The sequence below is a fragment of the Shigella sonnei genome (assembly GCF_002950395.1).
GTDB lineage: Bacteria > Pseudomonadota > Gammaproteobacteria > Enterobacterales > Enterobacteriaceae > ECMA0423.
Window position 1 is genome coordinate 4193019 of sequence record NZ_CP026802.1, and the last position, 25358, is coordinate 4218376.

The following is a 25358-nucleotide window of genomic DNA, read 5'->3' on the forward strand; positions in this document are numbered from 1 at the left end:
TATTAACAGGAAACCGCTTCCACTTCTAATAAGGCCAGATCTTTTTTGCGTAATACCAGGCTCACACGACGGGTTTCGATATGAATGGGGTCGCCGAGTGGAGCGACGCGCACCACATTAAAAGAGGAGCCAGGTAACATGCCAAGAGAAAGCAGTTTTTGGCGATATGCCGGGCTGATTTCACGGGAAAAGCCAGTGATTTTCCACGCAGTATCTGGAGTGTATTGCATAGGTGCCTACTTGTTTCTCATTAACTGGATAACTACCTCATGGGGCGTTTGACAGCGACATGAGACCAGATGATTTGCCAACAAAGGAGAGATTAAATAATCAACAACACAATGATAATGAGAATGGTTTCTATCAGCAATACTTAAAATGTGTGCGAATGTTGGTTTGAATAATAATCTGACTCAATGTTGATGTGGCTCAAGGTTATATCGCAGCGAAAATATAATTCGAATAGTGAATTACCCGGACTGGCTAATGTTTAATTAAGGTTTCAGTTGTTAATGAAGTGATAAATATTGCCGGAATATATTATGAGTTTGGTTGTGGAATAAAAAGGCCGGAGATATTCTCCGGCACTTTTATGTCAGGCAAGGCGTTCGTTGCCAGATGCGGCGTGAACGCCTTATCGCGCAGGTTTAGGGGCCAGTCCGGGCGTTTAACGTTTTTTGCCCATTGCCGCCGCCAGCGCATCCATCATCGCGCTATTACCGGCAGGCTGCGCTTCACGACCGCGTGGTTTGGCTGCCGGGCGGTTGTTTTGCGGGCGTTCATTACCGCCGCCGCGACGGGCGTTGGTTTCGCCAGGCTGCTCGTCCAGACGCATGGTCAGGGCGATACGTTTACGCTGAAGATCCACTTCCAGCACTTTCACCTTCACAATGTCGCCCGCTTTCACCACGGTATGCGGATCTTCCACAAACTTGTTCGACAATGAAGAGATGTGAACCAGGCCGTCCTGATGCACGCCAATATCGACAAACGCGCCAAAGTTGGTGACGTTGGTGACAGCGCCTTCGAGGATCATACCCGGTTGCAGGTCGTTCATTGTCTCGACGCCATCGGCAAACTGAGCGGTTTTAAATTCCGGACGCGGATCGCGACCCGGTTTTTCCAGCTCTTTGATGATGTCAGTTACTGTCGGCACACCGAATTTTTCATCAGTAAAGTCAGACGCTTTCAGGTTACGCAGTTCGCTGCTGTTACCCATCAGATCTTTCAGTGCCTGCTGTGTTGCTGCCAGAATGCGTTCCACCACCGGATAGGCTTCCGGGTGAACGGTAGAGGCGTCCAGCGGGTTATCACCGTGGTTAATGCGCAGGAAGCCCGCGCACTGCTCGAAGGCTTTCGGCCCCAGACGGCTGACTTTCAGCAGTTGCTGACGGTTCTTGAACTGGCCGTTCTCATCGCGCCAGGCCACGATGTTTTGCGCCATCATGCGCGTCAGGCCCGCCACGCGAGTTAATAGCGGAACAGAAGCGGTGTTGAGATCGACGCCAACGGCGTTTACGCAGTCTTCTACTACTGCATCCAGTTTGCGGGCCAGTTGCGTCTGGCTGACGTCATGCTGATACTGACCTACGCCGATAGATTTCGGATCGATTTTCACCAGCTCCGCCAGCGGATCCTGCAAACGGCGGGCGATAGATACCGCACCACGCAGCGAAACGTCGAGATCCGGGAACTCCTGCGCTGCCAGCTCGGAAGCTGAGTAAACCGACGCGCCAGCTTCGCTGACGATCACTTTCTGTGCGGTCACTTTCGGGAACTGCTTCTGCACGTCGAGATAGAAACGTTCAGTTTCGCGGGAAGCTGTACCGTTGCCGATCGCCACCAGTTCAACGTTATGTTTTTCACACAAGGCAGCAACGGTCATCGCTACTTTTGCGGCTTGTCCGGTGTGCGGGTAAATGGTATCGGTCGCCACCAGTTTGCCAGTGGCATCGACCACTGCCACTTTTACCCCGGTACGCAGACCCGGATCGAGGCCCATCGTTGCACGCAGTCCGGCAGGGGCCGCCATCAGCAGATCGTGCAGGTTACGGGCAAAGACGTTGATTGCTTCATCTTCCGCGCGTTCGCGCACGGTACCCATCAGTTCGGTTTCCAGATGCATCAGCACCTTGATGCGCCAGGTCCAGCTCACTACGCCTTTGCGCCAGCTATCCGCCGGGGCATTGTTCAGGCGCAGGCCAAGGTGATCCATGATGATTTGCTCGCAATAGCTCTCTTTGGGCGGCTCATCGAACTGCGGATCGGCATTCAGCGAAAGCTGGAGTACGCCTTCGTTACGCCCACGGAACATCGCCAGCGCGCGGTGAGAAGGCACCGTGGACAACGGTTCGTGATGATCGAAATAGTCGCGGAATTTCGCCCCTTCCTCTTCTTTACCGCTCACCACCGTAGAAACCAAATGCGCGTTCTTCCACAGATAATCACGCACTTTCGCCAGCAGCGCGGCATCTTCGGCAAACCGTTCCATCAGGATATAGCGCGCGCCGTCCAGCGCGGCTTTGGTATCTGCCACGCCTTTATCGGCATCAATATATTGCGCAGCGGCGACTTCTGGTGTGTGTGACGGATCGCTCCACAGCAGGTCAGCCAACGGCTCAAGCCCTGCTTCAATGGCGATTTGCCCGCGGGTGCGGCGTTTAGGTTTGTAGGGCAGGTAGAGGTCTTCGAGTTCGGTTTTGCTTAGGGTGGCGTTGATGGCCTTCGCCAGATCATCGGTGAGTTTGCCTTGCTCGGAAATGGACTTGAGGATCGCCTGACGTCTCTCTTCCAGCTCGCGCAGATAGCTCAGACGCGTTTCCAGATTACGCAGCTGCGTGTCATCCAGACCGCCGGTGATTTCCTTACGATAACGTGCGATAAACGGCACGGTATTCCCTTCGTCAAGCAGGCGAACGGCAGCGTCAACCTGTTCCGGGCGCGCCTGAATTTCACCCGCAATAATGCGGCAGAACGAATCATTCATCATGGTTTGAGTTCATCTTTTCGGATCAAAAATCAGGGGATAGTTATACGGACTGGCTGGCAAAAATGCCAGCCATCGGCAGGAGGTTAAGACTCTTCATTACGGTTTCACGTATTCGATAGCATTAACATACCAGCTCGCTTCCCCGGCAGGGGTATTCACCACCGCCAGATCGCCGACTTCTTTTTTCAGCAATGCGCGGGCCATCGGGGAATCGATAGAGATGTAATCTTTACGGCCAAAAATTTCATCGTAGCCGACAATACGGAAACGGTGAGTCACGCCATCGTCGTTTTCAATCTCCACCCACGCGCCAAAAAAGACTTTGCCTTCCTGCTGAGGGGAGTAATTGACGATTTTGAGATTTTCCATGCATTTAGTGAGATAGCGCACGCGACGGTCGATTTCACGCAGACGCTTTTTATTATACTGATAGTCAGCATTTTCGCTGCGGTCGCCCAGACTTGCGGCCCAGGTCACCTTTTTTGTGACCTCCGGGCGTTCTTCACGCCAGAGATAATTAAGCTCTTGTTTGAGTTTTTCATACCCTTCCCGGGTAACCAGGGGCGTTTTCATCTCGTTGATTCCCTTTGTCTGTTTGATAATGCGCACATTGGGTATAACGTGATCATATCAACAGAATCAATAATGTTTCGCCGAATAAATTGTATACTTAAGCTGCTGTTTAATATGCTTTGTAACAATTTAGGCTGAAATTCATACCAGATTTAGCTGGTGACGAACGTGAGCTTTTTTAAGAATACACGCTTACAAATTGTTGCGAACCTTTGGGAGTACAAACAATGCAAGAGAACTACAAGATTCTGGTGGTCGATGACGACATGCGCCTGCGTGCGCTGCTGGAACGTTATCTCACCGAACAAGGCTTCCAGGTTCGAAGCGTCGCTAATGCAGAACAGATGGATCGCCTGCTGACTCGTGAATCTTTCCATCTTATGGTACTGGATTTAATGTTACCTGGTGAAGATGGCTTGTCGATTTGCCGACGTCTTCGTAGTCAGAGCAACCCGATGCCGATCATTATGGTGACGGCGAAAGGGGAAGAAGTGGACCGTATCGTAGGCCTGGAGATTGGCGCTGACGACTACATTCCAAAACCGTTTAACCCGCGTGAACTGCTGGCCCGTATTCGTGCGGTGCTGCGTCGTCAGGCGAACGAACTGCCAGGCGCACCGTCACAGGAAGAGGCGGTAATTGCTTTCGGTAAGTTCAAACTTAACCTCGGTACGCGCGAAATGTTCCGCGAAGATGAGCCGATGCCGCTCACCAGCGGTGAGTTTGCGGTACTGAAGGCACTGGTCAGCCATCCGCGTGAGCCGCTCTCCCGCGATAAGCTGATGAACCTTGCCCGTGGTCGTGAATATTCCGCAATGGAACGCTCCATCGACGTGCAGATTTCGCGTCTGCGCCGCATGGTAGAAGAAGATCCAGCGCATCCGCGTTACATTCAGACCGTTTGGGGCCTGGGCTACGTCTTTGTACCGGACGGCTCTAAAGCATGAGGCGATTGCGCTTCTCGCCACGAAGTTCATTTGCCCGTACGTTATTGCTCATCGTCACCTTGCTGTTCGCCAGCCTGGTGACGACTTATCTGGTGGTGCTGAACTTCGCGATTTTGCCGAGCCTCCAGCAGTTTAATAAAGTCCTCGCGTACGAAGTGCGTATGTTGATGACCGACAAACTGCAACTGGAGGACGGCACGCAGTTGGTTGTGCCTCCCGCTTTCCGTCGGGAGATCTACCGTGAGCTGGGGATCTCTCTCTACTCCAACGAGGCTGCCGAAGAGGCAGGTCTGCGTTGGGCGCAACACTATGAATTCTTAAGCCATCAGATGGCACAGCAACTGGGCGGCCCGACGGAAGTGCGCGTTGAGGTCAACAAAAGTTCGCCTGTCGTCTGGCTGAAAACCTGGCTGTCGCCCAATATCTGGGTACGCGTGCCGCTGACCGAAATTCATCAGGGCGATTTCTCTCCGCTGTTCCGCTATACGCTGGCGATTATGCTATTGGCGATAGGCGGGGCGTGGCTGTTTATTCGTATCCAGAACCGACCGTTGGTCGATCTCGAACATGCTGCTTTGCAGGTCGGTAAAGGGATTATTCCGCCGCCGCTGCGTGAGTATGGCGCGTCCGAGGTGCGTTCCGTTACCCGCGCCTTTAACCATATGGCGGCTGGTGTTAAGCAACTGGCGGATGACCGCACGCTGCTGATGGCGGGGGTAAGTCACGACTTGCGCACGCCGCTGACGCGTATTCGCCTGGCGACTGAGATGATGAGCGAGCAGGATGGCTATCTGGCAGAATCGATCAATAAAGATATCGAAGAGTGCAACGCCATCATTGAGCAGTTTATCGACTACCTGCGCACCGGGCAGGAGATGCCGATGGAAATGGCGGATCTTAATGCAGTGCTCGGTGAGGTGATTGCTGCCGAAAGTGGCTATGAGCGGGAAATTGAAACCGCGCTTTACCCCGGCAGCATTGAAGTGAAAATGCACCCGCTGTCGATCAAACGCGCGGTGGCGAATATGGTGGTCAACGCCGCTCGTTATGGCAATGGCTGGATCAAAGTCAGCAGCGGAACGGAGCCGAATCGCGCCTGGTTCCAGGTGGAAGATGACGGTCCGGGAATTGCGCCGGAACAACGTAAGCACCTGTTCCAGCCGTTTGTCCGCGGCGACAGTGCGCGCACCATTAGCGGCACGGGATTAGGGCTGGCAATTGTGCAGCGTATCGTGGATAACCATAACGGGATGCTGGAGCTTGGCACCAGCGAGCGGGGCGGGCTTTCCATTCGCGCCTGGCTGCCAGTGCCGGTAACGCGGGCGCAGGGCACGACAAAAGAAGGGTAAATAAACGGGAGGCGAAGGTGCCTCCCGTTTTGCTTTCTATAAGATACTGGATAGATATTCTCCAGCTTCAAATCATTACAGTTTCGGACCAGCCGCTACCAGCGCGGCACCCGCAGGGGTGTCGGTGTATTTATCGAAGTTGTCGATAAACAGTTTCGCCAGGGTTTCGGCTTTTTCCTGCCACTGTTCCGGAGAAGCGTAGGTGTTACGCGGATCGAGAATCTTCGTGTCTACGCCCGGCAGTTCGGTTGGGATCGCCAGGTTAAACATCGGCAGAGTGAAGGTTTCTGCATTATCCAGCGAACCGTTGAGGATGGCGTCGATAATGGCGCGGGTATCTTTAATCGAGATACGTTTGCCAGTGCCGTTCCAGCCAGTGTTAACCAGATAAGCCTGCGCGCCCGCCGCCTGCATACGTTTCACCAGCACTTCTGCGTACTGAGTCGGGTGCAGCGACAGGAACGCCGCGCCGAAGCAAGCGGAGAAGGTTGGCGTCGGTTCGGTGATGCCACGCTCAGTACCGGCCAGTTTGGCGGTGAAGCCAGAGAGGAAGTGATACTGGGTTTGATCGGCAGTCAGGCGAGAAACCGGCGGCAACACGCCGAAAGCATCAGCAGTCAGGAAGATAACCTTAGTCGCGTGGCCCGCTTTGGAAACCGGCTTAACGATGTTATCGATGTGATAGATTGGATAAGAAACGCGGGTGTTCTCGGTTTTTGAACCATCATCAAAGTCGATAGTGCCATCTTCACGCACGGTGACGTTTTCCAGCAGCGCATCACGACGGATAGCGTTGTAGATTTCAGGTTCCGCTTCTTTCGACAGCTTGATAGTTTTTGCGTAGCAGCCGCCTTCGAAATTAAACACGCCGTCATCGTCCCAGCCGTGTTCGTCATCGCCAATCAGGCGGCGTTTCGGGTCGGTGGAAAGGGTGGTTTTACCGGTGCCGGAAAGGCCGAAGAACACCGCAACATCGCCTTTCTCGCCAACGTTGGCGGAGCAGTGCATAGAAGCGATACCTTTCAGCGGCAGCAGGTAGTTCATCATCGAGAACATCCCTTTCTTCATTTCGCCGCCGTACCAGGTGCCGCCAATCAGCTGCATGCGCTCGGTCAGGTTAAACGCCACGAAGTTTTCGGAGTTCAGACCCTGTTCTTTCCACTGCGGGTTAGTGCACTTCGCGCCGTTCATAACGATAAAGTCTAGTTTGAAACCTGCCAGCTCTTCATCGCTCGGGCGAATAAACATGTTTTTGACAAAATGCGCCTGCCAGGCCACTTCGGTGATGAAACGGACGGAAAGACGAGTATCCGGGTTCGCACCACAGAAAGCGTCGACAACGAACAGACGTTTGCCGGAAAGCTGCCTGGTCACCAGGCCTTTCAGATGCTGCCAGGTTTCCGGAGAGAGAGGTTTGTTGTCGTTCTTACCTTTGCCTTTGTCTGCCCACCAGAAAGTATCGCGAGTGGTATCGTCACGGACGATATACTTATCTTTTGGTGAACGACCGGTGAAGATCCCGGTATCGACGGCAACGGCACCCAGATTAGTTAACACCCCGCGCTCATAACCTGTCAGGCTCGGATCGAGCTCTTCCTGATACAGCAGGTCGTAGCTTGGGTTGTAAACGATATCATGTACGTCACTGATACCATAAGCCTCGAGTTCTTGCGGGGTCAAACCATTGTTAACGCGCATTTCACTGCTCCTTAGCCAATATGTATTGCCTGAATAGTAAAGTCTTTTTGGGGGTGTTAACCGCGACAAGGCTCATAGATTTACGTATCTGGAGAAATTCATATTTGACAAAAAACTCCGTGATTCCTGTCACGAAACGGTTGCTATTATCGCAGAAATAGCATTTTAGGTGTGGAAAATGTTCTCAAAAGGTTAAATCTTGGTTTATATGGCGGGAATATTGTGAGTGGAATCGCATTCCTGAATGAAATTGATGCAAATTCAACCGGTAAAGTATCGATTCACCACGCTAACTTTTTTTGATTATTTTCTGAAAAAAGCAAAATACTACTGCCCGGATGCGATAATTAACCCACCTTTTGATTCTGGATAACCAACATGGATAACGTTGAACTTTCACCGGCAACACGCTGGGGGATGATTGCTACCGGATTACTTCAGGGGCTGGTTTGCTACCTGCTTATCGCCTGGCTTGCCGGAAAAAATCACAGTTGGATTGTTTATGGCGTGCCTGCGACCGTCGCGTTTTCATCCGTTTTACTCTTCTCCGTGATCTCTTTTAAACAGAAGCGCCTTTGGGGATGGCTGGCGCTGGTGTTTATTGCCACGACAGGGATGAGCGGTTGGCTGAAGTGGCAAACTGATGGCATGAACCCCTGGAGAGCTGAAAAGGCGATTTGGGATTTTGGCTGATATCTGCTGTTGATGGCAATGTTGTTGCTACCGTGGATACAACAAAGCCTTCGTATCCGCAATGGCAGTAGCCGCTATAGCTACTTTTACCAGTCAGTATGGCATAACGTACTTATATTACTGGTGATTTTTCTCTCCAATGGCCTGACGTGGCTGGTGCTTTTACTGTGGGGTGAGTTGTTTAAACTTGTTGGCATCACGTTTTTCAATACGCTCTTTTTTGCAACCGACTGGTTTATGTATCTTACATTTGGTCTGGTTACCGCACTGGTGGTGATCCTCGCGCGTACACAGTCACGTTTAATCGACTCTATTCAAAAGTTGTTCACGCTAATCGCCACGGGGTTGCTGCCGTTAGTATCATTGCTAACCCTGATGTTTATCATCACCCTGCCGTTTACGGACCTGAGCGCGATTTCTCGCCACATCTCCGCCGCCGGGTTGCTGTTAACGCTGGCCTTTTTGCAATTGATCTTAATGGCTATTGTCCGCGATCCGCAAAAAGCGTCACTTCCCTGGACGGGGCCGTTGCGTTGCCTGATTAAAACCGCTTTGCTGGTTGCTCCGCTGTATGTGTTCGTCGCCGCCTGGGCGTTATGGCTGCGGGTCGCTCAGTACGGCTGGACTGTCGACCGCTTGCAGGGCGCGCTGGCGGTGCTGGTGTTACTGGTGTGGTCGCTGGGGTATTTTGTCAGTATCGTCTGGCGTAATGGGCAAAATCCCCTTGTTCTTCAGGGCAAAGTGAACCTTGCGGTTTCGTTATTGGTGTTGGTGATACTGGTGCTTCTTAATTCGCCGGTGCTGGACAGTATGCGCATTAGCGTGAACAGTCATATGGCGCGTTATCAGAGCGGCAAAAACACGCCAGACCAGGTAACTATCTACATGCTCGAACAGAGCGGTCGCTATGGACGTGCGGCGCTTGAGTCGCTGAAAAGCGATGCCGGGTTTATGAAAGACCCGAAACGCGCGCGGGATCTGCTGATGGCGTTAGATGGAGAGCAACATCTTCAGGAACAGGTATCGGAAAAAGTATTAGCCGAAAATGTGTTAATTGCTCCTGGTTCTGTTAAACCGGATGCGACATTCTGGTCGGCCTTAATCCAGGATCGCTATAACGTGATGACCTGTATTGAAAAAGACGCCTGCGTCCTGGTCGAGCAAGATCTGAATAGTGATGGTCAGGCGGAGCGGATCCTGTTTGCTTTTAATGATGACAGAGTCATTGTCTATGGCTTTGACTCAGACAGAAAAGAATGGGACGCGCTTGATATGAGTTTACTTCCGAACGAAATAACGAAAGAAAAATTACTCACAGCTGCGAAGGATGGAAAACTGGATCTGACGGTAGATGGTGAAACGCTGGAAATAAACTTAAGTAAGTGACAACTCTTTTAACGGATACGACGCTGTATCTGACCAACAATAATTTGCGATTTATTTCACAGGCCTGGTAAGCGCAGCACATCAGGCCATTACGTCGTAAAATCCGGCAGAGCCCTCTCTGCCGGACATACTCATTAATGAACTTGCGGATCTGCCGGAGACGCGTTGTTGCGGATTTCAGCAATATCCATCGCATTGAACAGATAGTGGTTACCGCAGTAATCACAATGCATGTCAATTTCGCCATCTTCCGCCAGGATGCTATCGACTTCTTCATCAGGCAGCGTTTTCAGCGCGTCGGCGCAACGTTCACGCGAGCAGGTGCATTTGAACTCCACATCCTGCGGATCGTAAACCGTCACCTCTTCTTCGTGATACAAACGCCACAACACTTCGTTTGCCGGTAAGGTCAGCAGTTCTTCGGTTTTGATGGTTTCGGTTAGCGTCGCCAGGTGGTCAAAGTCGTCCTGCTGGGCATTTTGCGCAGGCATTACCTGCAACAACATACCGCCTGCAGCCGGTTTGCCGTCTACGTCGCCGGTGCGAATAAACAGGCGCGTCGGCAGCTGTTCAGAACGCATAAAGTAATCTTCCAGGCAGGCCGCCAGGGTATCACCTTCCAGACCAACCACGCCCTGATAGCGTTCGCCTTCGCTCGGGGTAATGGTGATCACCACGTAACCATTGCCGACCAGCGTTTTCAGGTCGGCATTTTCTGGAATTTCGCCCTGCACGCGCGCCACACCGCGCATTTGCTGGTTATTGTTACCGTTAATAACCGCCAGATTCATCGGACCGTCGCCTTGCAGCTGTACGGTGATATCACCATCAAACTTCAGCGTAGCGGTTAACAGGCTGGTCGCAACCAGCAGTTCTGCCAGCACGTTTTTAACGGGCTGCGGATAATCGTGATTCTCAAGGATCTGTTGCAGGGTTTCCGAAACGGTTACCAGTTCGCCGCGCACGGCAAAGTTTTCAAACAGATAGCGATGTAATTGGTCATGTTGCGGCATAATCATCTCTCTTGCAGGTGACAGTTATTCACTGTCGCCGTGTTTAAATCGTAACAGGTCGCGGCGCTCTTTTTTGTCCGGGCGTCGGTCCGGGTGCGGCATGGTTAAGGCATTAAGTTTACGTGCCAGCGCCATTTTTTCGCGTTTCTCTACACTTTCCGCAGTCTCTTCATACAGCAAGGCTGCCTCGCTGGCGGGGCGACGCTGTTCAGTAATCGCCTTTACAATCACCGTGCGTTCGTCATTTCCCTGGCGCAGAGTGAGCGTGGCATTCAGCTCGACGATTTTGCTCGGCTTGCTGCGCTGCCCGTTGTAATGCACCTTACCGCCTTCAATCATTTCACGGGCCAGCGCGCGGGTTTTATAAAAACGGGCAGCCCATAGCCATTTATCCAGTCGAACCTCAACAGCAGGTTTTTCTTTCATGGCGTCTCCTTCACATTAGCGAGGGGATCAGGCGGCGGTAGTCATTCAGTGACGGATGGCGTTGATACTGTTTCTCGGCAATCCCGGAATCAGGATTAGTCACGCCGAGGCAGTAACGAATACCAAATTGCGCGGCAGCATCGAGAATCGCTTCGCTGTCATCAATAAACAGCGTTCTTTCAGCTTTCAGACCCGTAGCTTCGGCCACCGCATGCCATAACCGCTGATCCTCTTTCGGATAACCAAATGTGTGGGTGGAAAGTAATAAATCAAGGTGTGCGTCCAGACCGGTATGCTCAAGTTTTACCGCCAGGTTGTGCGGATGCGCATTGGTGAGCAAAATTCGCTGCTTACCGCTGGCTTTCAGTGCCTCAAGAAACGGAATGGTATCTTCACGCAGTACGGCACGCGGTCCCATCTCGGTGGTCATCGCACAGATATCCAGACCCAGTTGCTCACTCCAGTAATCAAGACAGTACCAGTTTAGCGTATGCTGTACGTCGTGATATTGCTGGCGCATATATTCCATCGCTTCCTGTGGCGTAACCCCGTTTTTCGCGCCCCATGTTTCAGGCACCAGCTTTTGCCAGAAATAGTTATCGAAGGCGAGGTCGAGCAACGTGCCGTCCATATCCAGCAGAACGGTATCTACGTCCTGCCAGGCAATGTTGATATGCATGAGGGAAATCTCCAGAGTGAAGCAATTTGCGCGACAGGGTAGCATAACCTGCCGCGCAAACGTGTTATTCGATAAGGCTTTCTGAAGGGGTGATCAGTTGCGGGTTCAGGCAGCTTTCATAATAGGCCTGAATCTTCATCATGCGAGTGCGATGACGCTGGTAACGACGCCAGGCCTGTACGCCATTGTAAATGGCGCTACCCAGCATCGTCAGTAGCAGCAATGTGGTGCTGAGATAGCGCCACAGGCCGGAACGATCCGGGATTGGATGAAGGCCAATATGCTGCGTACCATTGGCGTCAGTGAAGATTTTTGTGACGATACCCTCGGCGTTAAACGGCGTATGCATCAGCATTTGTGCCAGTTTCTGGAAAGCGTTCCACTGTTCTTGCGGCGGGTAGTCGTAAAGTGATGCCGAAGGCCAGGGCTGATCAACAAAATCGCTGCCTTCGTCGCTGACAATCAGGAATCCGCCGGGGGCCGGACTGTTTAGTGATTGTGCCGCTCGCGCCGTTTCATGCGTGATAAACGGCGCGGTGGAGGTTGCCACCAGGTTATCCAGCGATTCCGCACTCACCGGGCGTAATAACACATTCACGCCATCGAGCTTCCCGGCGTTGGCGCGTTTTACCAGCGCGTCCCAGTCTTTACTGTTGCCGAGATTGACCAGCGCATTTTTCAGTCGCACACAGTCATCTTTGGCAGAACATAAATCCGCTGTCTTCAGTACAATGTCGCCAAAATCATCAAGCAATACCATGCCGGATTTTTGAATTGCTGAACGTAATGAGGCACTGACGCGAGATCCATCTTCCGGTTTAGGGTGCAGCTGGCGATTAACTGCTTCAGTCAATGCCGTCGCTTTGTTGACCAGTTCAGATTCTGGTAATGGCAATGAGCGGGCGTCGTTCCAGATGATCTGCGAGCAGTCAAACGGTAAAAAAGGTGAATTGGTTTTCGCGCTCCAGGTTCCGGAAGTGCGAATATTACACATTCCCGTACCGCTGATACGCAATGTATCGCCTACCCGCACGCCAGCGTCAGCCAGTTGTTTTACGCTGGTGGCTTCAATGGTCTGTGCGCCTTTCATCCATGAGAGAGTGAATTTCAGCGGCATATCCAGCGGGATCCAGAATAACAGCATAAACAGCACCAGCAGCGAGCCCGCAGCGATAATCGTACTGCGCAGCCAGTGCTGTAACGGAAAGTTTTTTACTTCATCATGCAGCGAAAGATATCGCCCCTGACGCACTACGTGGCGGTCGAGATAGATATCAATATCGGTTTGTTGACCGAGATCCTGAGCAATGTATGGCTGCCAGTGTGCGGGATAGACCAGGTCGATAATACCGAGTGAAATATTGTTGATCTGTTCCTGATCGTTTTCGCCAAACAATCCCCAACGACGGGGTGTACCGCGCAGACAATGAATTTCCCGCAGGGAGGATTTTGCCGGGGGCGCGAATAGCCCCCACAGACCTGCGCCCAGCAGCAGTAATGCGCCGCCTGCCAGCCACGGAACAAATACATCCGGGGTAATCAGGCAGAAAAAGAACATCAGGAAGGAGGCGACGATCAGCAACGCTTCACGCAGCCCGCGCGGACGACTCAGCGCATATTCTTCATGCGTTTCTTTGCGAATATTGAGTAGCTCGATTTGCTCACTCTCTTCCCCGCGAATCGACGCCTGCGTGGACGGAACAGGTTGCAAGGCATAGCCGCGCGTTTCCTGCATGTACTCCTGCAGCGTATGACCGTTGAGTGAAATAACCAGCGGCAGCGAATCGGTATAAATCAGTTCAACGGTATTCTCATCGTTGATGTATTGTTCCCAGAAAGGGGGCAGGTGGACTTCTACCGAATCGAGGTAGTAACGCCATTTATTCGGATCGTCGGTAGAGATGCCGTAACGCGTGATAGCGTGTGTCAGCATCATGACGTTGTTGCTTTCGGCATTCAGCGCCAGAGAGATCGGTGCCGCGCTAGCTCCCGTTGGGCCAGGCACCTGTAATACCTGCGTCAGGCTCTCAAGATAATTTTCAACGGCGCTACGTTCTTCAGGTGTGAGTTTACGCGTTTGCGCATCCGCGAAGGCGTTGGTCCAGGGCAGCTGACGCCGTCTGGATCGCACTTTTATCAGCCATCCCGCAAGTAGTGAGCAGGCCAGCAAAGCAGCTAAAAAAATCACAATGGTGCTCATGCTTTCCCCATCTTACTTAGTCTGTCAGGCGTGGTCAGTCGCACCAGACACAATACATGATTCTGCGGTTGGCTATCGGCAAGCGTGGAGTTTAACTTGAGCATCATTAAGCACATCACAGTAACCGCTGATCATAGCAAACCCTCTGAAGGCGGGATATCAGCAAATTCCTGGAGTTATTTCAACCTATTGACTTTTAATTTGATTTGAGGACAATTATTTATTAAGTTACATAAATGTAAATAACATGCAATTCACATTGCCGAAAGCGTGTCCGATATCGCACAATAACCGCTGATTTCACAGCATAGATCCCACGATGAGCAAATCATTACAAAAACCCACCATTCTGAATGTTGAAACTGTAGCCCATTCCCGACTGTTTACCGTCGAGAGCGTGGATCTGGAGTTCAGCAATGGCGTGCGGCGTGTTTATGAACGAATGCGTCCAACCAACCGGGAAGCAGTGATGATTGTGCCGATTGTGGACGATCACCTGATCCTGATCCGCGAATACGCAGTGGGAACTGAATCCTACGAATTAGGTTTTTCGAAAGGATTAATTGATCCGGGTGAAAGCGTCTACGAAGCCGCTAACCGCGAGCTAAAAGAAGAGGTTGGATTTGGTGCGAACGATCTGACTTTTTTGAAGAAGCTCAGCATGGCACCGTCTTACTTTTCCAGCAAAATGAATATCGTGGTCGCGCAAGATCTCTACCCGGAATCGCTGGAAGGCGATGAGCCAGAGCCGCTACCACAGGTGCGCTGGCCGCTGGCGCATATGATGGATTTGCTGGAAGACCCTGACTTCAACGAAGCGCGTAATGTCAGCGCGCTGTTCCTCGTGCGCGAATGGTTGAAAGGGCAGGGGCGAGTGTAAATGCGTGAAGTTTGCCTGATGCACAACGATTATCAGGCTTATGGGGTTCCTGCAATATATTGATTTTTCACGATTTTGTTAGCCGGATAACGCGTTCACCCGCATCCGGCATAAACAAATGCACTTTGTCAGCCAACTGAAAAGGCGCCGAAGCGCCTTTTTAATCAGAACAATTCCTGTGCCTCACCATTATCGATAATGGTTGTTCCCACCTCGTGCACCGCCTGTTGTGTCGGCTGCGTACCTTCGATGAAATACTCTTCGCGGCTGTTGCCACCATTAGCTAACTGCCCGGTGCTGCGATCGATATTCACCGTCACAATACCCGGAGGCGGCGTCAGCGGCTGCTCCGGCACACCTTCAAGAACGGCTTTCATATAAGCGTCCCATGCAGGCTGGGCACTCTTGGCACCGCCTTCGTAACCTGAGATCTGATCTTTAATCGCTCCGGAAGCCGTTGTATGACCGAGATTACGACGGTGATCATCAAAGCCAATCCAGACCGAGGTCACAACGCCCGGACCGTAACCCGAGAACCACGCATCTTTCGAACTGTTAGTGGTACCGGTTTTCCCGCCGATATCGCGACGCTGCAAATCACGACCTGCACGCCAGCCGGTACCCTGCCAGCCTGGTTCACCAAAGATATTGGTGTTCAAAGCACTCTTAATCAGGAATGCCAGCGGAGTGTTGATGACGTGCGGTGCGTACTCCTGCGCGCCAGTCTTCGCCACTAACGCCTGATTTGCCTGCTCCAGCTGCGGCATTGGTACAGAAACATTCTGCTGCTCGCGGGAGATAGCGACATCTTCAACATCGTTATTTTCCAGCACGTTCGATTTCTGCGTATCACCGTAAATCACCGGAATATCGCATTCCGGGCAGGCTACTTTCGGTTTCGCTTCGAAAATCACGCCGCCCTGATCGTTTTCAATTTTGCTGATAAACCACGGGTCCACCAGGAAGCCGCCGTTCGCCATGACCGCGTAGCCGCGCGCCACCTGCATTGGGGTGAAGGACGCTGAACCCAGCGCCAGCGATTCGGTGTGGACAATGTTTTGCGCCGGGAAGCCGAAGCGTTGCAGATATTCTGCAGCGTAGTCGACGCCCATCGCCCGCATTGCACGTACCATCACCACGTTTTTCGACTGACCCAGCCCCTGACGTAAGCGAATTGGACCAGCATACTGCGGTGGTGAGTTCTTCGGCTGCCAGTCAGAACCGACACCTGCATCCCAGCGAGAAATTGGCACATCGTTCAACATACTTGCCAGCGTCAGACCTTTATCCATCGCCGCGGTGTAGAGGAACGGTTTGATGTTGGAACCCACCTGACGCAGTGCCTGGGTGGCGCGGTTAAACTTGCTCTGATTGAAATCAAAGCCACCGACCAGCGCCATAACGGCACCATTTTGCGGATTGATCGACACCAGCGCCGAGTTCACTTCCGGCACTTGTGCCAGCCACCATGCATCGCCAACCTGACGAACCCAGATTTGCTGACCCGTTTGCAGAACATCGGTCACTTTACGCGGCGTCGGTCCCTGCTGAGTATCCGAACGGTAAGGACGCGCCCAGCGAACGCCGTCCATACTCAATGCGACAGTCGACCCGTCCGCCAGCATTGCCGTCGCTTCCTGAGGATTGGCGCTGGTGACTGCGGCAGGCAGCAGCGGACCATAGGTCGGCAGCGCCTTCAGCGTATCGGTAATCTTGTTGTTATCCCACGCCGACTCGCCCACTTTCCACAGCACATTTGCCGGGCCGCGATAGCCGTGGCGCATGTCGTAGTCCAGCACGTTATTACGTACCGCCTGCTGTGCGGCCTGCTGCACTTTGCGGGTGATGGTGGTGTAAATGCGATAACCGTCTTCATAGGCACTTTCGCCATAACGGTTATACATCTCCTGGCGCACCATTTCGCTCAGGTACGGCGCAGAGAAAGCAATCTCCGGCGCGTGATAGTTAGCGTTAATCGCCTCAGTGCGTGTCTGATCGAACTGTTGTTGGGTGATATACCCTTCATCCAGCATCCGCGACAGTACGACGTTACGCCGCGCGACGGCACGATCCATTGAGTAGAGCGGATTAAAGGTGGAAGGCGCTTTCGGCAGCCCGGCTATCACAGCCATTTCGTTCAGCGTCAGTTGGTCGACCGTTTTACCGAAATAGACTTGTGCCGCAGCACCGACACCATAGGCGCGGTAACCGAGGTAAATCTTGTTCAGATAAAGCTCGAGGATCTCGTCTTTCGTCAGCAACTGTTCAATGCGAATCGCGAGGAAGACTTCCTTAATCTTACGCATCAGCGTGCGTTCTGGACTGAGGAAGAAGTTTCTCGCCAGCTGCTGGGTAATGGTACTCGCCCCTTGTGACGCGTGGCCGGAGAACAGCGCCACACTTGCCGCACGGAAGATCCCCACCGGGTCAACGCCGTGATGCTCGTAGAAGCGGCTGTCTTCCGTCGCGATAAAGGCTTTCACCATCTCCGGCGGGATTTGATCCAACGTAACCGGAATACGACGTTTCTCACCGTATTGAGCAATCAGCTCGCCATCGGCGCTGTAAATCTGCATCGGAATTTGCAGGCGAACATCTTTTAATGTCGCCACATCCGGCAGTTGTGGCTCGATGTAGCGGTATAGGCCATAAATCGAGCCTGCTCCCAGCAGAATGCAACAGACTGCAAGGATCAAAAAATACTTTACGAACTTCACTGGAAATTTCCCATTTAGTTTCATTTGGGCAGTTTATAAACAAACGTGCGGTAGTATAAAGGCAAGCCAGACGCATTGATATACCCGTCAGAGTGACGGGTGATAAGGAGATCATCACAATGGCATTTAAGATCTGGCAAATTGGTTTGCATTTACAACAGCAAGAAGCAGTAGCGGTTGCGATCGTGCGGGGCGCAAAAGAATGCTTTTTGCAACGCTGGTGGCGGTTGCCGCTGGAGAACGACATTATCAAAGATGGGCGGATTGTTGATGCGCAGCGGCTGGCTAAAACGTTGTTACCGTGGAGTCGCGAACTGCCGCAGCGTCATCACATTATGTTGGCGTTTCCCGCCAGTCGCACATTACAGCGGTCATTTCCGCGCCCGTCGATGTCCCTCGGTGAGCGGGAGCAAACGGCCTGGCTGTCAGGGACGATGGCCCGCGAGCTGGATATGGATCCGGACTCCCTGCGTTTCGATTACAGCGAAGACTCACTCAGTCCCGCCTATAACGTGACTGCCGCGCAAAGCAAAGAGCTGGCAACGCTACTCACTCTGGCAGAAAGGTTGCGTGTTCATGTGAGCGCGATCACCCCGGATGCCAGTGCATTACAGCGATTCCTGCCTTTTTTACCTTCTCATCAGCAATGTCTGGCCTGGCGTGATAACGAACAGTGGCTGTGGGCGACACGCTGTCGCTGGGGGCGCAAACTGGCGGTGGGGATGACTAGCGCGAAGGAGCTGGCGGCAGCGTTATCCGTTGATCCCGAAAGCGTCGCGATATGTGGCGAAGGCGGATTTGATCCCTGGGAGGCCGTTTCTGTTCGTCAGCCGCCGCTACCGCCGCCAGGTGGAGACTTTGCCATCGCGCTGGGGCTGGCGCTTGGGAAGGCGTACTGATGAACCCGCCAATTAATTTTTTGCCCTGGCGACAGCAACGCCGGACCGCTTTTCTTCGTTTCTGGTTGCTGATGTTCGTTGCGCCTCTGCTGCTGGCCGTCGGGATAACGCTAATACTGCGTCTGACAGACAACGCCGAAGCACGCGTAAACACCGTTTTGCTTCAGGCGGAACAACAACTCGCCCGCAGCTTACAGATAACGAAACCACGTTTGCTGGAGCGCCAACAAATTCGTGAGCAGCGTTTGCAACGGCAGCGCCAGCGACAATTTACCCGCGACTGGCAATCTGCGCTGGAAGCACTGGCGGCGCTTTTACCCGAGCACGCCTGGCTGACAACGATAAGCTGGCAGCAGGGAACGCTGGAGATCAAGGGGCTGACAACAAGCATTACCGCGTTAAACGCACTAGAAACGTCACTCCGCCAGGATGCGTCTTTTCATCTCAATCAGCGGGGAGCCACGCAGCAGGATGCGCAGGGACGCTGGCAATTTGAGTATCAGTTAACAAGGAAGGTTAGCGATGAACATGTTCTTTGACTGGTGGTTCGCCACATCACCCCGCCTCCGCCAGTTTTGCTGGGCATTCTGGTTGCTGATGTTAGTTACGCTCATTTTTCTGTCATCGACACACCATGAAGAGCGCGACGCATTAATTCGACTACGGGCAAGTCATCACCAGCAGTGGGCCACACTGTATCGCCTGGTTGACACCACTCCCTTCAGCGAAGAAAAAACGCTGCCCTTTTCGCCACTGGATTTTCAGTTGCCCGGCGCGCAACTGGTTTCCTGGCATCCATCCGCGCAGGGAGGCGAGTTGGCGTTGAAAACGCTGTGGGAAGCAGTGCCGTCGGCATTTACACGGCTGGCAGAGCGCAACGTCAGCGTGAGCCGTTTTTCATTAAGCGTGGAAGGTGATGATCTTTTGTTCACGCTACAACTGGAGACGCCGCATGAGGGTTAAACGCTGGTTGTTGGCAGGTATTGTATTGTGCCTTTTAACCGGTATGCGTGACCCTTTTAAACCGCCGGAAGATCTATGCCGGATTAGCGAACTTAGCCAGTGGCGCTATCAGGGGATGGTAGGGCGAGGCGAGCGCATCATCGGTGTAATAAAAGACGGGCAAAAGAAATGGCGACGGGTGCAGCAAAACGATGTGCTGGAAAACGGCTGGACAATTTTACAGCTGACGCCAGACGTACTAACGCTGGGTACCGGGACAAACTGCGAACCGCCACAATGGTTGTGGCAACGGCAAGGAGATACAAATGAAGCAATGGATAGCCGCACTACTGTTGATGCTGATACCCGGCGTACAGGCGGCAAAGCCGCAAAAAGTGACGCTGATGGTGGATGACGTTCCGGTAGCTCAGGTGTTGCAGGCGCTGGCTGAACAGGAGAAGTTGAACCTGGTCGTGTCGCCAGACGTCAGCGGTACGGTGTCGTTACATCTAACAGATGTTCCCTGGAAGCAGGCACTACAAACTGTAGTGAAAAGCGCCGGACTGATAACGCGGCAGGAAGGCAACATTCTCTCAGTGCATTCCATTGCCTGGCAGAATAACAATATCGCCCGCCAGGAGGCGGAGCAGGCGCGGGCGCAGGCAAATCTGCCGCTGGAAAATCGCAGTATAACCCTGCAATACGCCGACGCGGGAGAACTGGCGAAAGCGGGGGAGAAGCTACTGAGTGCCAAAGGGAGTATGACCGTCGATAAACGCACCAATCGCCTTTTGCTACGAGATAACAAAACGGCGTTAAGCGCGCTTGAACAGTGGGTAGCGCAAATGGATCTGCCGGTCGGGCAGGTTGAGCTGTCGGCGCATATTGTCACCATTAATGAAAAAAGTTTGCGTGAGTTAGGCGTGAAATGGACGCTGGCCGATGCGCAACACGCTGGTGGCGTTGGGCAAGTCACCACGCTTGGTAGCGACCTCTCCGTAGCGACGGCGACAACGCATGTCGGTTTTAACATTGGGCGCATCAACGGACGCTTGCTGGATCTTGAGCTTTCCGCGCTCGAACAAAAACAGCAGCTGGATATTATCGCCAGTCCGCGTCTGCTGGCCTCACATCTTCAGCCTGCCAGCATTAAACAGGGGAGCGAAATTCCATATCAGGTTTCCAGCGGGGAAAGTGGCGCGACGTCGGTGGAATTTAAAGAGGCCGTCCTGGGGATGGAAGTTACGCCCACAGTGTTACAAAAAGGTCGCATCCGGCTGAAATTACACATCAGCCAGAACGTTCCGGGGCAGGTGCTACAGCAGGCCGATGGCGAAGTGCTGGCGATTGATAAGCAGGAGATCGAAACGCAGGTCGAGGTCAAAAGCGGAGAAACGTTGGCGCTGGGCGGCATTTTTACCCGTAAAAATAAATCGGGTCAGGATAGCGTACCGTTGCTTGGCGACATTCCCTGGTTCGGGCAATTATTTCGTCATGACGGAAAAGAAGATGAACGACGCGAGTTAGTGGTGTTTATCACGCCACGACTGGTTTCCAGTGAGTAAACAGCCGTAAAAGCGGTAATGTTTTTACGCTGAACGTGTTTCATCTATTTGACGCGCGCAGGTATTTAGCATACAAGGAGTACCGATTTGAGAGTTGGTGCTCTTCGCTGCCTGCGTTCCATGATGATGATTTATCATTCAGGCGGCATTTTGCTGTCTTTTTTACGCTAATCTTACCCGGTGATTTATCGCCAGAGCGGTGGTAGCAAGGCAGCGCGCTTGCAGCGACCAGATATGCAGAGGGATGGGTGATTTATTCAGTTGCCAAACCCGCTGGAGTATTGAGATAATTTTCAGTCTGACTCTCGCAATATCTTATGAGGTTTCAGTTCATGTCCTGCGGCGCTCTCTGAGCGAAGCGGGTTTATCATTAACGAATAGTCTTAGTAGTACCGAAAAAATGGCAGAGAAACGCAATATCTTTCTGGTTGGGCCTATGGGTGCCGGAAAAAGCACTATTGGGCGCCAGTTAGCTCAACAACTCAATATGGAATTTTACGATTCCGATCAAGAGATTGAGAAACGAACCGGAGCTGATGTGGGCTGGGTTTTCGATTTAGAAGGCGAAGAAGGCTTCCGCGATCGCGAAGAAAAGGTCATCAATGAGTTGACCGAGAAACAGGGTATTGTGCTGGCTACTGGCGGTGGCTCTGTGAAATCCCGTGAAACGCGTAACCGTCTTTCCGCTCGTGGCGTTGTCGTTTATCTTGAAACGACCATCGAAAAGCAACTTGCACGCACGCAGCGTGATAAAAAACGCCCGTTGCTGCACGTTGAAACACCGCCACGTGAAGTTCTGGAAGCGTTGGCCAATGAACGCAATCCGCTGTATGAAGAGATTGCCGACGTGACCATTCGTACTGATGATCAAAGCGCTAAAGTGGTTGCAAACCAGATTATTCACATGCTGGAAAGCAACTAATTCTGGCTTTATATACACTCGTCTGCGGGTACAGTAATTAAGGTGGATGTCGCGTTATGGAGAGGATTGTTGTTACTCTCGGGGAACGTAGTTACCCAATTACCATCGCATCTGGTTTGTTTAATGAACCAGCTTCATTCTTACCGCTGAAATCGGGCGAGCAGGTCATGTTGGTCACCAACGAAACCCTGGCTCCTCTGTATCTCGATAAGGTCCGCGGCGTACTTGAACAGGCGGGTGTTAATGTCGATAGCGTTATCCTCCCTGACGGCGAGCAGTATAAAAGCCTGGCTGTACTCGATACCGTCTTTACGGCGTTGTTACAAAAGCCGCATGGTCGCGATACTACGCTGGTGGCGCTTGGCGGCGGCGTAGTGGGCGATCTGACCGGCTTCGCGGCGGCGAGTTATCAGCGCGGTGTTCGTTTCATTCAAGTCCCGACGACGTTACTGTCGCAGGTCGATTCCTCCGTTGGCGGCAAAACTGCGGTCAACCATCCCCTCGGTAAAAACATGATTGGCGCGTTCTACCAGCCTGCTTCAGTGGTGGTGGATCTCGACTGTCTGAAAACGCTTCCCCCGCGTGAGTTAGCGTCGGGGCTGGCAGAAGTCATCAAATACGGCATTATTCTTGACGGTGCGTTTTTTAACTGGCTGGAAGAGAATCTGGATGCGTTGTTGCGTCTGGACGGTCCGGCAATGGCGTACTGTATTCGCCGTTGTTGTGAACTGAAGGCAGAAGTTGTCGCCGCCGACGAGCGCGAAACCGGGTTACGTGCTTTACTGAATCTGGGACACACCTTTGGTCATGCCATTGAAGCTGAAATGGGGTATGGCAATTGGTTACATGGTGAAGCGGTCGCTGCGGGTATGGTGATGGCGGCGCGGACGTCGGAACGTCTCGGGCAGTTTAGTTCTGCCGAAACGCAGCGTATTATAACCCTGCTCAAGCGGGCTGGGTTACCGGTCAATGGGCCGCGCGAAATGTCCGCGCAGGCGTATTTACCGCATATGCTGCGTGACAAGAAAGTCCTTGCGGGAGAGATACGCTTAATTCTTCCGTTGGCAATTGGTAAGAGTGAAGTTCGCAGCGGCGTTTCGCACGAGCTTGTTCTTAACGCCATTGCCGATTGTCAATCAGCGTAACAACAAGAAAGGTCAGGCCGCTTATCAAGCGGTCTATTAGCTTCAGGTTAATTGCAACGTGGTAAGCATTAACCTTTTAGTGGGGTGTTAAATGGATGAATTCAAACCAGAAGACGAGCTGAAACCCGATCCCAGCGATCGTCGTACTGGTCGTTCTCGTCAATCTTCTGAACGTTCTGAGCGTACTGAACGTGGCGAACCGCAGATCAATTTTGATGATATTGAACTTGATGACACTGACGATCGCCGTCCGACTCGTGCGCAAAAAGAGCGCAATGAGGAACCGGAAATCGAAGAAGAAATTGACGAATCCGAAGATGAAACCGTGGATGAAGAGCGCGTAGAGCGTCGTCCGCGTAAGCGCAAAAAAGCAGCCAGTAAACCCGCTTCTCGTCAGTATATGATGATGGGCGTCGGCATTCTGGTTCTACTGCTGTTGATCATCGGTATCGGTTCTGCGCTAAAAGCCCCCTCGACCTCTTCCAGCGATCAAACCGCGTCTGGCGAGAAGAGTATTGATCTTGCAGGCAATGCGACCGATCAGGCGAATGGGGTGCAGCCAGCGCCGGGAACCACGTCTGCGGAAAATACTCAGCAGGATGTTTCTCTGCCACCGATCTCTTCTACGCCGACTCAAGGGCAAACCCCGGCGGCAACGGATGGTCAACAACGTGTTGAAGTGCAGGGTGACCTGAACAATGCGCTGACCCAGCCACAAAATCAGCAACAGTTGAACAATGTGGCGGTCAATTCCACATTGCCGACCGAACCCGCGACTGTCGCGCCTGTTCGCAATGGCAATGCATCGCGTGACACGGCGAAAACGCAAACCGCTGAACGTCCGTCCACTACGCGCCCAGCTCGTCAGCAGGCGGTGATTGAACCGAAAAAACCGCAAGCAACCGTGAAAACGGAGCCGAAGCCGGTAGCACAGACGCCGAAGCGTACTGAACCAGCTGCCCCTGTGGCGAGCACGAAGGCACCGACTGCGACTTCTACGCCAGCACCAAAAGAGACGGCGACTACGGCTCCAGTACAGACGGCATCCCCGGCGCAAACCACGGCAACACCAGCCGCTGGAGGGAAGACCGCAGGTAATGTTGGTTCGTTGAAATCGGCACCGTCCAGCCATTACACTCTGCAGCTGAGCAGTTCCTCTAACTACGACAACCTGAACGGTTGGGCGAAGAAAGAGAATCTGAAAAACTACGTTGTCTATGAAACGGCGCGTAATGGTCAGCCGTGGTATGTCCTGGTTTCTGGCGTGTACGCTTCGAAAGAAGAGGCGAAAAAAGCGGTATCTACATTGCCAGCAGATGTTCAGGCCAAAAACCCGTGGGCGAAACCGCTGCGTCAGGTACAGGCCGATCTGAAGTAATCAAGGTTATCTCCCGCAATGGTTTATCGTTGCGGGAGCTGCCTGAAGCGCTGGATGCTGTCGGAGCTTTCTCCACAGCCGGAGAAGGTGTAATTAGTTAGTCAGCATGAAGAAAAATCGCGCTTTTTTGAAGTGGGCAGGGGGCAAGTATCCCCTGCTTGATGATATTAAACGGCATTTGCCCAAGGGCGAATGTCTGGTTGAGCCTTTTGTAGGTGCCGGGTCGGTGTTTCTCAACACCGACTTTTCTCGTTATATCCTTGCCGATATCAATAGCGACCTGATCAGTCTCTATAACATTGTGAAGATGCGTACTGATGAGTACGTACAGGCCGCACGCGAGCTGTTTGTTCCCGAAACAAATTGCGCCGAGGTTTACTATCAGTTCCGCGAAGAGTTCAACAAAAGCCAGGATCCGTTCCGTCGGGCGGTACTGTTTTTATATTTGAACCGCTACGGTTACAACGGCCTGTGTCGTTACAATCTGCGCGGTGAGTTTAACGTGCCGTTTGGCCGCTACAAAAAAACCTATTTCCCGGAAGCAGAGTTGTATCACTTCGCTGAAAAAGCGCAGAATGCCTTTTTCTATTGTGAGTCTTACGCCGATAGCATGGCGCGCGCAGATGATGCATCCGTCGTCTATTGCGATCCGCCTTATGCACCGCTGTCTGCGACCGCCAACTTTACGGCGTATCACACAAACAGTTTTACGCTTGAACAACAAGCGCATCTGGCGGAGATCGCCGAAGGTCTGGTTGAGCGCCATATTCCAGTGCTGATCTCCAATCACGATACGATGTTAACGCGTGAGTGGTATCAGCGCGCAAAATTGCATGTCGTCAAAGTTCGACGCAGTATAAGCAGCAACGGCGGCACACGTAAAAAGGTGGACGAACTGCTGGCTTTGTACAAACCAGGAGTCGTTTCACCCGCGAAAAAATAATTCTCAAGGAGAAG

General features: G+C 52.6%; 21 protein-coding genes and 1 pseudogene. 13 read left to right on the plus strand and 9 right to left on the minus strand.

The features are described 5' to 3' along the window. Positions 1-2: 2 nt before the first annotated feature. The 3 genes from feoA to greB all read right to left on the minus strand — a co-directional run bounded on the left by feoA (position 3) and on the right by greB (position 3562). Complete coding sequence (feoA, locus tag C1P89_RS21610) at positions 3-230, minus strand: ferrous iron transporter A (RefSeq protein WP_001200455.1); 228 nt, start codon at positions 228-230, stop codon at positions 3-5. A gap of 437 nt (positions 231-667) precedes the next feature. After that, positions 668-2989 carry a Tex family protein gene (locus tag C1P89_RS21615; protein ID WP_000980696.1) on the minus strand — a complete coding sequence of 774 codons (2322 nt, stop codon included), beginning with the start codon at positions 2987-2989 and terminating at the stop codon, positions 668-670. A 96-nt stretch (positions 2990-3085) separates the two neighbouring features. Then, positions 3086-3562 (minus strand): transcription elongation factor GreB, encoded by a 477-nt coding sequence (gene greB / locus C1P89_RS21620; protein ID WP_000856748.1) that lies wholly within the window; start codon positions 3560-3562, stop codon positions 3086-3088. Between the two features lie 227 nt (positions 3563-3789). On the opposite strand from greB, the gene ompR reads away from it, so the two are divergent. Both ompR and envZ read left to right on the plus strand, forming a co-directional pair. Next, positions 3790-4509, plus strand: coding sequence for an osmolarity response regulator transcription factor OmpR (gene ompR, locus C1P89_RS21625; RefSeq protein ID WP_001157751.1), 720 nt, complete (start codon positions 3790-3792; stop codon positions 4507-4509). Beyond that, positions 4506-5858: a two-component system sensor histidine kinase EnvZ gene (envZ, locus tag C1P89_RS21630; protein WP_001253696.1), complete on the plus strand. Its 1353-nt coding sequence runs from the start codon at positions 4506-4508 to the stop codon at positions 5856-5858. The genes ompR and envZ overlap by 4 nt, the downstream gene beginning before the upstream one ends. Before the next feature lie 75 nt (positions 5859-5933). Here envZ and pckA read toward each other — a convergent pair whose 3' ends face one another. Further along, a complete protein-coding gene (pckA, locus tag C1P89_RS21635) occupies positions 5934-7556 on the minus strand; it encodes a phosphoenolpyruvate carboxykinase (ATP) (RefSeq protein ID WP_005140382.1) in 1623 nt (540 codons plus the stop codon). Between the two features lie 378 nt (positions 7557-7934). Here pckA and C1P89_RS21640 point away from each other — a divergent pair. Continuing rightward, positions 7935-9635, plus strand: a pseudogene (locus C1P89_RS21640) (DUF4153 domain-containing protein). Positions 9636-9769: 134 nt separating this feature from the next. Here C1P89_RS21640 and hslO read toward each other — a convergent pair. The 4 genes from hslO to igaA form a co-directional block, all read right to left on the minus strand. Continuing rightward, positions 9770-10648 (minus strand): Hsp33 family molecular chaperone HslO, encoded by an 879-nt coding sequence (gene hslO / locus C1P89_RS21645; RefSeq protein WP_001135574.1) that lies wholly within the window; start codon positions 10646-10648, stop codon positions 9770-9772. A gap of 24 nt (positions 10649-10672) precedes the next feature. Further along, a complete protein-coding gene (gene hslR, locus C1P89_RS21650; protein WP_000660483.1) occupies positions 10673-11074 on the minus strand; it encodes a ribosome-associated heat shock protein Hsp15 in 402 nt (133 codons plus the stop codon). Positions 11075-11084: 10 nt separating this feature from the next. Then, a complete protein-coding gene (yrfG, locus tag C1P89_RS21655; protein ID WP_001295168.1) occupies positions 11085-11753 on the minus strand; it encodes a GMP/IMP nucleotidase in 669 nt (222 codons plus the stop codon). A gap of 64 nt (positions 11754-11817) precedes the next feature. Beyond that, a complete protein-coding gene (gene igaA, locus C1P89_RS21660) occupies positions 11818-13953 on the minus strand; it encodes an intracellular growth attenuator protein IgaA (protein WP_000104551.1) in 2136 nt (711 codons plus the stop codon). Positions 13954-14272: 319 nt separating this feature from the next. Here igaA and nudE point away from each other — a divergent pair, with 319 nt between their 5' ends. Next, positions 14273-14833 (plus strand): ADP compounds hydrolase NudE, encoded by a 561-nt coding sequence (nudE, locus tag C1P89_RS21665; RefSeq protein ID WP_000045732.1) that lies wholly within the window; start codon positions 14273-14275, stop codon positions 14831-14833. Between the two features lie 164 nt (positions 14834-14997). On the opposite strand, the gene mrcA is transcribed toward nudE, so the two are convergent. Continuing rightward, on the minus strand, positions 14998-17550 hold the full coding sequence (gene mrcA / locus C1P89_RS21670; protein WP_005143739.1) for a peptidoglycan glycosyltransferase/peptidoglycan DD-transpeptidase MrcA: 2553 nt from the start codon (positions 17548-17550) through the stop codon (positions 14998-15000). Positions 17551-17669: 119 nt separating this feature from the next. Between mrcA and hofM the strand changes: the two genes are divergently transcribed. The 9 genes from hofM (at position 17670) to dam (ending at position 25344) form a co-directional block, all read left to right on the plus strand. Beyond that, positions 17670-18449 carry a DNA utilization protein HofM gene (gene hofM / locus C1P89_RS21675; RefSeq protein ID WP_005140374.1) on the plus strand — a complete coding sequence of 260 codons (780 nt, stop codon included), beginning with the start codon at positions 17670-17672 and terminating at the stop codon, positions 18447-18449. Beyond that, entirely contained in the window at positions 18449-18988 is a 540-nt protein-coding gene (gene hofN, locus C1P89_RS21680) for a DNA utilization protein HofN (RefSeq protein WP_001069310.1), read from the plus strand. Before hofM ends, hofN begins: the two co-directional genes overlap by 1 nt. Then, a complete protein-coding gene (gene hofO / locus C1P89_RS21685) occupies positions 18972-19412 on the plus strand; it encodes a DNA utilization protein HofO (RefSeq protein ID WP_001055754.1) in 441 nt (146 codons plus the stop codon). Before hofN ends, hofO begins: the two co-directional genes overlap by 17 nt. Continuing rightward, a complete protein-coding gene (gene hofP / locus C1P89_RS21690; RefSeq protein WP_005143737.1) occupies positions 19402-19806 on the plus strand; it encodes a DNA utilization protein HofP in 405 nt (134 codons plus the stop codon). The genes hofO and hofP overlap by 11 nt, the downstream gene beginning before the upstream one ends. Beyond that, on the plus strand, positions 19718-20956 hold the full coding sequence (gene hofQ / locus C1P89_RS21695) for a DNA uptake porin HofQ (protein ID WP_000815987.1): 1239 nt from the start codon (positions 19718-19720) through the stop codon (positions 20954-20956). The genes hofP and hofQ overlap by 89 nt, the downstream gene beginning before the upstream one ends. Before the next feature lie 400 nt (positions 20957-21356). After that, positions 21357-21878: a shikimate kinase AroK gene (aroK, locus tag C1P89_RS21700; RefSeq protein ID WP_000818618.1), complete on the plus strand. Its 522-nt coding sequence runs from the start codon at positions 21357-21359 to the stop codon at positions 21876-21878. A 56-nt stretch (positions 21879-21934) separates the two neighbouring features. After that, positions 21935-23023, plus strand: coding sequence for a 3-dehydroquinate synthase (gene aroB, locus C1P89_RS21705; protein WP_000439846.1), 1089 nt, complete (start codon positions 21935-21937; stop codon positions 23021-23023). Between the two features lie 91 nt (positions 23024-23114). Further along, positions 23115-24401 (plus strand): cell division protein DamX, encoded by a 1287-nt coding sequence (damX, locus tag C1P89_RS21710; protein WP_000343200.1) that lies wholly within the window; start codon positions 23115-23117, stop codon positions 24399-24401. A 106-nt stretch (positions 24402-24507) separates the two neighbouring features. After that, a complete protein-coding gene (gene dam / locus C1P89_RS21715; RefSeq protein ID WP_000742154.1) occupies positions 24508-25344 on the plus strand; it encodes an adenine-specific DNA-methyltransferase in 837 nt (278 codons plus the stop codon). Positions 25345-25358: the final 14 nt, after the last annotated feature.